Source organism: Amycolatopsis sp. NPDC051128 (assembly GCF_040682715.1).
Lineage (GTDB): Bacteria > Actinomycetota > Actinomycetes > Mycobacteriales > Pseudonocardiaceae > Amycolatopsis.
On the sequence record NZ_JBFBBN010000098.1, the window covers coordinates 1 to 8,781 of the forward strand.

An 8,781-nucleotide genomic window follows, 5' to 3' on the forward strand; every position below is an offset into this window, starting at 1 on the left:
CAACCACCGAAACTTCCGCACCCTCACCACAACCCACCCTCTCAACCAGGCGGTGTTGCAACGACCCCATGACTCCGAGTCGCATTGAGGGACTTGAAGTCTCTCAATGCGACATTCACGGCTTTCGGTGACCGTTAGAACAGGCCGCAGTTGGACGGCGCCGGGAGGCCGGCGAAGCGCGCCTCGAGCCAGGCGAACGCCTCCGGGTACGCCCGCAGCGCGGTGAGCGCGTGCGTCGGCACCAGCGTGGTGCTGAACCGCAGCTGCACGCCCTTGCCGCACCACGTCCGGCCCAGCTCACGGTCCTGCGCGTACGGCACGATGTCGTCGAGGGCGCTGTGGACGATCAGCACCGGCGCCGACGGCTTCAGCGTCCCGATCTTCTGCTCGGCCACCCGCGACCGGTACGGCTCCTCGCCGAGGAACCCGGTCACCGGCCGCCCGTCGTTGGTCAGGCCCGCTGACCGCGTGAACGCGTGCGCGGCGATCGCTTCCACCGTGCACTCGGTCCGCACCTGCTCGAACAGCTGCTTGCCACGGGCGTTGAGCAGGTCCGGGATGTTCAGTTCCGGGTACGCGTAGTTCATGCTCACCATCGCGAACGCGAGGAAGCCGAACGCGTAGTGCCCGTCGAGGTTCTTCGCCACTTCGGCGAGGTCCGCCGGCACCGCGCCCGCGTACGCGCCCTTCAGCTTCAGCTCGGGCGCGTAGCTCGGTTGCAGTTCCGCCGCCGCGGCCGACGCGCCGCCGCCCTGGGAGTAGCCCGCGATCGCGACCGGGCCGTCGTCCGGGAGCCCCGCCTCCGGCAGCCGCTGCGCCGCGCGGATCGCGTCGAGCACCGCGTGCGCCTCCGCCGCGCGGTTGACGTACGTGTGGTCGCCTGGCGTGCCGAGCCCTTCGTAGTCGGTGACGACGACGCCGTAGCCCCGCGTCAGCAGCCCGGCGATGAACGGGCCTTCGTACTCGAAGCCGGCGGCAAGCGCTTTCGACGGCGCGCAGTCGTCGCCCTCGCCCTGGGTGCCGGCGGCGTAGGAGACGATCGGTCGCGCACCGGCGCCGGACCAGGCCGACCGCGGGGTCAGCACGGTGCCGGTGACCGCGATCGGCGCGCCGTGCGTGTCGGTGCTGCGGTACATGATCCGCCGCACGACGGCGTCGGCCTTGATCAGTTTGACGGGGTCGATGTAGAAGGTCGACGCCTCGTGGCGGATGACGTCGCCGTTGCCGCCGGCGGGCAAGGGGGACGGGGGGTCGTAGAAGGACGCGGCGGAGGCGGCGGGCGGGCCGAGCGTCGCCAACGCCAGAACGGAAACCGTGGCCACGGCCGCGCAGAGGGCGCGACGGAGGAAGATACGCATGCTTGCTCCTCGTTGAGCAGGTCGAGTGCGCGGGAACACCTTTTTAGACAGAGGTGTCGGAAAAAGAATCACGTGAGGTGGGTCACCATGTCAAGCCCCGCTCCGCGCGGGCGGCCGCGCAAGCTGCCGGTCGGGGAGCAGCGCGCCCGCGTGCTGCGGGCGACGGCGAGGGTCGTCGCGCTGCACGGGATGCAGGGCGCGACGATCGAGCAGATCGCGCGCGAAGCCGGCGTCTCGCGGCAGGCCGTCTATGAGCAGTTCGGTGACCGGGCGACGCTGTTCGCCGAGGTCGTGGCCGAAACCGAGGAGCGGGCCTTCGCCGCCATCGCGGGGCCGTCCGTGGCCGATCCGCAGCCCGGCCTGCGGGCCTGGGCGCGGGCCAACTACGCCAACATGGTCACCTTCGTCGCCGACAACCCGGAGGCCTACGGCGTGCTCCGCGCGGCGGAGCGCGCGGGCGACCCCGCTCTCACCCGGTTGAGGGAGCGGCTGGCCGTCGTCTACGCCGAAGCCAGCCGCCGGCGCTGGGCCGCGCACGGCATCGACTCCGGCCGGGCCGACCGCGCGCTCGTCACGCTCTTCTTCGCGATGACCGAGTCGCTGGTCCAGGCCACTTGGGACGGTGAGCCGCCGGATCAGGAAGCCCTGATCGACCTGCTCACCGAATTCACCGTCGGTGGGGTCGCCCGCCTCCAGACCAAGGCGAGCGACGTCATCGACCGGCTGCGGTAGGCGCGGCTAAGCCGCGGCCAAGGCCACTTCGGGGGACCCCACCACCCGGTTGCGTCCACTGTGCTTGGCCGCGTACACGGCCGCGTCGGCGGACGCCATCACTTCCTCGATCGACAACCCGTCGAGCGGGTAGGCGGCGACGCCGATGGACGCCGTCTGCCGTTCGATTTCGACGGCGGCGCCTTCGTTGGTCTTCGTGCTGATGATCAGCTCGCTGACCCGTTGCCGGATCCGTTCCGCCGTGATGATGGCGTCCTCTTTGGACGTCGACGGCAGCAGGGCGACGAACTCCTCGCCGCCGAACCGGCCGACCAGGTCGTGCGCCCTGGTCTCCTGCTTGACCACGGCGGCGACCGCCTTGAGCACGTCGTCCCCCGCGAGGTGCCCGTAGGTGTCGTTGATCCGCTTGAAGTGGTCGAGGTCGATCATCATGGCGCCGAAGCTGCCCTTGTCCCGCGCCGCGCGCGAAATCTCCCGCTGCGCACCGTCCTGCCAGGTGGTCGCGTTGAGCAGCTGGGTCTTCTGGTCGGTGGTGGCGAGCTCCTCGAGCCGACTGATCAGCACGGACCGCTGCAGGACGTACAGCGGCAGGATGACCAGCACCGACAGCAGCGGCTCCTCGTTGAGGACCATCACCAGCAGGGCGCCGACGCACAAAGTGGACAGTTCCAGCAGGTTGTCGTCCATGTTTCCCAGGCACGACACGGGAGTCGCACTCTCGGGGTCGGCAAGGTAGAGGCCGAGGCCGGTGAGCGCGGTGTTGACCGTGAAGAAGGCGAGCGCGGCCAGCGTCACGGTCGCGACGCCGCTGCCGAGGGCGAGGTGAGCCACGACACCCGCGGCGAACGCCGAGAGGATCATCGTGGTCGCGTTCGCGGCTACGCGGTGAAATTCACCCGGTCGGGTGCCTGCCCAGCTACGGAACGCGAGGTAGACGTACAGCACGAACCCGAGCGCGGCCACCAGTTGCGCCGGCAACAGCAGCCCGGCGGGCAGCAGCCACACCGAAGTCATCGAGATGTAGGGGCCGTTGCTGAGGATGCGGCGCTGCCGCTCCAGCCGCCTGCTGACCTCCGTCTGCGCCACGGCCAGGGCTGTGAGCAGCAGAAACGTGCCCAGCTGGGCGAGCGTCACCGGCACAGTCAGCAGCGAAGCGGCCGTCCAGGTGAGCATGACCGCGATGGCGGTCAGCGTGGCGATGATCCAGTCTCGAGGGCGCCCCCACAGTGCCCAGCCCCGCACGCGAGAAATCAAGTCTTGGCCGTCCTGTTCCCCCGATGTGACCATTTTTCCCCCAGACCCTTGCGCGAATGTACGGTGACAAAGTACTCACAGACAGTTTCAGACCGTTTGCCAGCTGTCCACAAGGGCTTTCGGTGTGTACTTTTTCTTTGACACCAGAACGAGAGGTGGCCAGCGATGCGCGGCAAAGAACAGTGACCGCACAGCGCACCGCAAGGTCGCGCAGGTCGAGCCCACGCGCGGGGCATGTCAAGCATGGTCGGCGCGTGCGGCTTCTTTGTCGATCCATCGGGCGGGCTCGCTCGACAGGGCTCGAGTCCACAGTGCCGCCAGCGGCAGGGTGAGGACGAGCCCGGCGACGCCGAAGATGCCGACGGTTCCGTGCGGCGTCAGCTGATCCGCGAGCACGCCGCCGATCAGCGGGCTGACGCCCATCATCGTGGTCAGCCCGGTGTTGGACAGGCCCATCACCTGCGCCCGCTGCTCGTCGGGCACGGCGAGGGTCAGTGACGCGGTCGCCTGCAGCAGGCAGACGGTGCCGAAGCCACCCGACACGATGAACAGCACGATCGACGCGACCGGCCCCGGGTTCAGGAAGCACAGCAGGAGCGGGACGGCGCACAGCGCCGCGAGCGGGCCGATCAGCTTCGGCCGCAGCCGCGCGGGCACCCAGCGGGTGTAGGCGAAGGTCGCGATGACGCTGCCGATCGGGTCGGCCGCCAGCAGCAGGCCGATCGCTTCGGGACCGCCGCCCGCCGCCGACACGTACGGCGCGGCGATGCCCTCGTAGACCGGCAGCAGTCCCATCAGCCAGGTGAACAGGACCAGTGTCCGCAACGGCGAGTTCGCGAACGCCGTCCGGCCGCCGCCACTGAGCGTCGCGAAGAACGACTTGCGCTGCTCGCCGTTCGCCGCGGCCGGCCGGGCGCGGACGCCGAAGCGGATGAAGAGGGCCGAGAGCACGAAGGTGCCGGCGTCGATGACCAGCGCGACGCGCGGGTCGAGGGCGATGAGCAGAGCGCCGCCGCCGGCGAAGCCGAGCAGCTGGGCGCTCTGCACGGTCATGCTGCGGATGCCCATCCCGACGACGAACCGGTCGCCTTCGAGCACCTGCGGCAGCAGCGCCAGCTGGGACGCCTTGAACGGCGGGTTGACCAGGGAGACCCCGCCGACCAGCACGCACATCAGCCAGAACGGCATGCCGGGCAGGGCGACCAGCAGGATCAGCGCGGCGCGCAGCACGTCGACGGCCACCATCACGCTGCGGCGGGGGAAGCGGTCGGCGAAGCCGGTCAGGAAGATGCCGCCCAGCAGTGAAGGGGCGTAGGTCAGGGCGTACGTCAGGCCGGTCAGGGTCGCGGAGCTGGTCCCGGTGAACACGAGGATGGACAGCGCGACGCGGGCCAGCTGGTCGCCGGCGATCGACAGCAGTTCCCCGAACCACAGCGCCCGGAACTCGGCGATCCCGAACACCTCGCGAAACGTGACTCGATCCGGCGGTACTGCCATGCGTTTCTCCCGACCTCTTGTGCAGACCGTGTCCTTCGCATGACCGCCGGTGACGAGACGACCAGTCAGTCATCAGGCGGTCACGGTAAGTGAGTTACCCCAGTCAGTGTCTCGTGACTGTTGGTAAATCTCTAGGTTCTTTCGCTGGTATCCAAAGTGTCACGGAGCTTCCCGAACGGGTCAGACGATAGCCCGCAGTGTCCGACCGGTTGCCCAGGAGTCACCAATGGATCATTCCGTACCCCTTGGTTCGGGACCAGGGGCAAAAGTAGCCACCTCGCGTTCGCAGGGTGGCTACCCAGGTGAGGGTCAGGCGGCGGCCGGAGATCAGGTCGGGGTGGCGAAGCTCAGCCGCGGGCCCGGTGGCGCTCGATCACCTCGATCGACGCGCGGACCTGCTCGAAGGTGGGCGGGGCCGCCCGGTTGAACACGACGGTCAGGGAGCGGCGCGGGATGACCACGAACTCGACGTCGACCCCGGCCGCCTCCGCGGCGGCCTCGACGACGTCCCGCCAGTGCTGCGGGTCGATCCCGTCCGGGTCGGCCCACTCGTGCGCGAAGATCGCCCAGTTTCCCCTGAGCAGGGTGCCGACCACGTCCTGCGCGGTGGGGACGCGGTGCGGCGGACCGATCTCATCGGCCACGTCTTCGCCGCCGCGGGGGTGGTGCGAGGGCCCGGGCGCCTGGGTGGACGAAGGACAAATCCGCTCCTTTCACCGGTGTGCCCAAGGCATTCGGAGCCGGGGCCCGAGGCGATTGGTCCCCCGCGGGTTCCGCTCTGTGGGAAGGGCGTCCCGGGCAAGGACCTCGGCGTAGCTTCGGTTCGGTGGCCGATGTTCCGCCGTTCACCCTCGCCGTCGTGGGCGCCGGACCCCGAGGGGTCGGCGTCCTCGAGCGGCTCGGCGCGAACGCCGCGGACCTGCTCGGCGGCCGCCGGCTCGAGGTGCACCTGATCGACCCGTTCCCGCCGGGGCCCGGCCGGGTGTGGCGGTACGACCAGTCGCCGCTGCTGCGGATGAACTCCATGCCCGAGGACGTCACCATGTTCACCGACGACTCGGTGAAGATGGCGGGCCCGGTGCGGCCGGGGCCGTCGCTGCTGGAGTGGGCGCGGAAGGTCCGTGACGGCCGTCTCGACGTCGAAGTGCCGCCCGACGTCGGCGCCGAACTGGCGGCGTTGGACAGCTTCGACTTCCCGACCCGCCGGCTGCAGAGCGCCTACCTGACCTGGGTGTACCGGACGGTCGTCGAGGACCTGCCCGACGGCATCGACGTCGTCGAGCACGCGGCGCGGGCGGTCGGGGTCGACGGCCGTGCGGTCAGCCTGTCCGACGGATCGACGGTCTCCGCGGACGCCGTCGTGTTCACGGTCGGGCACCTCGACGCGGAACCGGACGGGCGGGAGCGCGAACTGGTGTCGTTCGCCGCGCGGCACGGGCTGACCTACTACCCGGCCGGCTACACCGCCGACGTCGACTATTCCGGTATCGCCCCGGGCGAAACCGTGCTGGTGCGCGGGTTCGGGCTGGCGTTCGTCGACCTGATGCTGCTGCTGACCGAGGGCCGCGGCGGCCGGTTCGAGGAGCTCCCGGGCGGTGGCCTCCGCTACCGGCCGAGCGGCGCCGAGCCGGTGCTGCACGTCGGCTCGCGGCGCGGGGTGCCGTACCACGCGAAGATCGGCTACCGGCTGCGCGGGAAACCGGCGCGGCTGCCCAGGTTCTTCGACGCCTACGCCATCGACGGGCTGCCGGGGGCCGCCCTCGACTTCCGCGCGGACATCTGGCCGCTGATCGCGAAGGAGCTGGCCTGGGGCTACTACAGCGAACTGTTCACCGGGCACCCGGAGCGGGTGCGGCTGGACTTCGCCGTGTTCGCCGACGCTTTCGCCGACCTGGCCTGGGATTCGCCGGGCATGCGGGAGCTGATCGCGCGAGCGGTGCCGGCCGAGGCCGACCGGCTCGACCTCGACCGCCTGGACCGGCCACTCCACGGGCGCGAGTTCGGCACGGCGGGGGAGTTCGGCAAGGCACTGCGGGAGTACATCGAGGACGACCTGGCGCGCCGGGCGGACCAGGAGTTCAGCGCCGACCTCGGCGCGTTCATGGCCCTGCTTTCCGTTTACGGCCAGCTGCCGATCCTGGTCCAAAAAGGACGATTGGGGGCGGAGTCCCAGGTGTCCGATATGGACGGCTGGTTCCACGGGTTCTTCTCGTACTACGCCAGCGGTCCGCCGCCGCGCCGGCTCGAAGAGCTGCTGGCGCTGCACGAGGCCGGGGTGGTTTCCTTCGCGGGCGCGGAAATGCGGGTGACGGCGGAGCGCGACGTCTTCGTGGCGTCGGGGGCCAGCTACCCGGGAACCGTGGAGGCGCGCACGCTGGTCGAAGCGCGCCTGCCGGGCCCGAGCGTGACCCGGGCGGCGGACGCGCTGCTCCGGCAGCTGCGCGACGCGGGCGAGCTCGCCGAAGAGACGGTGGCGGACCCGGCCACGGGGACGCTGCTGCCGTCGGGCCGGATCCACACGCGCGTCGCGGATTCCCGCCTGCTCGACGGCACGGGCCGGCCGTACCCGCACCGGTTCGCGGTGGGCCCGCACACGAGCGCCCGCTCGGCGGCGGCGTTCACCCGGCCGCGGACGAACGCGTTGTCCTTCCGCCAGAACGACGCCGTGGCACGGGAAATCCTGGCGCTGGTCAGCCCGCCCAGCTGACGAGTTCGTCGAGAACCTGTTCGGGCGGAGGCATTTCCGCGATCTCCGCCGCGACGCCGCGGGCGATGTCGCCGGCGGCCGGGTCGTCCAGCAGTTCGCGGGCCGCGGCCTCGATCGCGTCGATCCTGATCGCGTCGCCCACCAGGGATTTCGCCGCACCGAGCGCCGAGAGCGACTCCGCGTTGGCGAACTGGTCGGCGCCCTGCGGCAGGATCAGCTGCGGGAGGCCGGCGGCCAGCGCGCCGAGCACGGTTCCCGTGCCGCCGTGGTGCACGACCAGGTCCGCGTGCCACAGCACTTCGCCCTGCGGCACGAACTCCGCCACCTGGACCCGCTCCGGAAGCTCGCCCAGCAGCGCCGGGTCGCCGGGGCCGACGGCCACCAGCACGTTCACCGGCAGTTTCGCGAGGGCCGTGATCGCCCCGCGCAGCACGTCCGTCGCGCCGAACACCACGGTGCCCAGCGTGAGGTAAACCAGCGGCCGGGCGAGCGGCGGGAGCGGGACGTCGAGGTCGAACGGCGTCGGGCGCATCCGGAACACCTTCGGCACGCCGACGGTGCCCGGGTCGCGGAGGCTGTCGGGCCAGACGTCGACGCAGGTGTCGCCGAAGAAGGCGTCCGCGGGGAGCGGGTCCCACACGCGGGCGAGCAGCTCGGCCGCCGCCGCCACGATCGGCGGCGGCATCGACCGGCCGATCACGAGCGAGACGGCCGGGATGCCCGCCCGCTGCGCCGCCGCCCCGGCGCCGATGTCGCTCTGCTCGTAGATCACCAGGTCGGGACGCAGGTCCGGGAGCAGCGGCGTCAGGTCGTCGAGCGTCGCCCGCGGGAGCAGGTCGGCGAACATCGTGATGCCGAGCTGGACGAATTCGGCGTCTTCGCCGTGCCGCCGCTTGGCCTCGGCTTCCGCCTCACCGATGGCGATGCCGACGCGATGGGCTTCGAAACCGAAGTCACGCACCTTGCCGAGGAACGCTTCGCCGGTGCCGAACACGACGTCGTGCCCGGCTGCCTTCGCCGCGTTCGCGAGGGGCAGCAACGGGAACAGGTGGCCGTACGCCGGGCGGCACGAGAAGAGGATCCGCACTCACCCGAGCGTACCGGTCGCGACGCCGTGAATGTCGCATTGAGGGACTTCACCGCCGCGGCCGCGATCAGGATGCTGATCACGCGTCACCACCGTTCGAGCGTTCTGTGGAGTGGGGGGATCCGGGGTCGAGCAGAGCTTCGGCC

At 70.7% G+C, this 8,781-nt stretch carries 7 protein-coding genes; 2 read left to right on the top strand and 5 right to left on the bottom strand.

The features are described 5' to 3' along the window. Positions 1 to 134 precede the first annotated feature (134 nt). Positions 135 to 1,358 (bottom strand): alpha/beta fold hydrolase, encoded by a 1,224-nt coding sequence (locus AB0M82_RS45705; RefSeq protein ID WP_364736130.1) that lies wholly within the window; start codon positions 1,356 to 1,358, stop codon positions 135 to 137. Between the two features lie 87 nt (positions 1,359 to 1,445). Between AB0M82_RS45705 and AB0M82_RS45710 the strand changes: the two genes are divergently transcribed. Continuing rightward, positions 1,446 to 2,090, top strand: a complete 645-nt coding sequence (locus tag AB0M82_RS45710; protein WP_364736132.1) for a TetR/AcrR family transcriptional regulator — start codon at positions 1,446 to 1,448, stop codon at positions 2,088 to 2,090. Between the two features lie 6 nt (positions 2,091 to 2,096). Here AB0M82_RS45710 and AB0M82_RS45715 read toward each other — a convergent pair whose 3' ends face one another. The 3 genes from AB0M82_RS45715 to AB0M82_RS45725 all read right to left on the bottom strand — a co-directional run bounded on the left by AB0M82_RS45715 (position 2,097) and on the right by AB0M82_RS45725 (position 5,485). Further along, on the bottom strand, positions 2,097 to 3,263 hold the full coding sequence (locus AB0M82_RS45715; protein ID WP_364736142.1) for a GGDEF domain-containing protein: 1,167 nt from the start codon (positions 3,261 to 3,263) through the stop codon (positions 2,097 to 2,099). Between the two features lie 318 nt (positions 3,264 to 3,581). Next, complete coding sequence (locus tag AB0M82_RS45720; RefSeq protein WP_364736134.1) at positions 3,582 to 4,841, bottom strand: MFS transporter; 1,260 nt, start codon at positions 4,839 to 4,841, stop codon at positions 3,582 to 3,584. Positions 4,842 to 5,188: 347 nt separating this feature from the next. Next, complete coding sequence (locus tag AB0M82_RS45725) at positions 5,189 to 5,485, bottom strand: hypothetical protein (protein ID WP_364736136.1); 297 nt, start codon at positions 5,483 to 5,485, stop codon at positions 5,189 to 5,191. A 182-nt stretch (positions 5,486 to 5,667) separates the two neighbouring features. Between AB0M82_RS45725 and AB0M82_RS45730 the strand changes: the two genes are divergently transcribed. After that, the gene (locus AB0M82_RS45730) at positions 5,668 to 7,548 is read left to right on the top strand and encodes an FAD/NAD(P)-binding protein (RefSeq protein WP_364736138.1); all 1,881 of its coding nucleotides are present in this window, start codon (positions 5,668 to 5,670) and stop codon (positions 7,546 to 7,548) included. On the opposite strand, the gene AB0M82_RS45735 is transcribed toward AB0M82_RS45730, so the two are convergent. After that, positions 7,532 to 8,635 carry a glycosyltransferase gene (locus AB0M82_RS45735; RefSeq protein WP_364736140.1) on the bottom strand — a complete coding sequence of 368 codons (1,104 nt, stop codon included), beginning with the start codon at positions 8,633 to 8,635 and terminating at the stop codon, positions 7,532 to 7,534. The genes AB0M82_RS45730 and AB0M82_RS45735 overlap by 17 nt on opposite strands. Between the last annotated feature and the right edge of the window lie 146 nt (positions 8,636 to 8,781).

Excerpts from the sequence above, each read along its gene's own strand:
- AB0M82_RS45705 (WP_364736130.1), bottom strand. The coding sequence starts at position 1,358 with ATGCGTATCTTCCTCCGTCGCGCCCTCTGCGCGGCCGTGGCCACGGTT.
- AB0M82_RS45710 (WP_364736132.1), top strand. The coding sequence starts at position 1,446 with ATGTCAAGCCCCGCTCCGCGCGGGCGGCCGCGCAAGCTGCCGGTCGGG.
- AB0M82_RS45715 (WP_364736142.1), bottom strand. The coding sequence starts at position 3,263 with ATGCTCACCTGGACGGCCGCTTCGCTGCTGACTGTGCCGGTGACGCTC.
- AB0M82_RS45720 (WP_364736134.1), bottom strand. The coding sequence starts at position 4,841 with ATGGCAGTACCGCCGGATCGAGTCACGTTTCGCGAGGTGTTCGGGATC.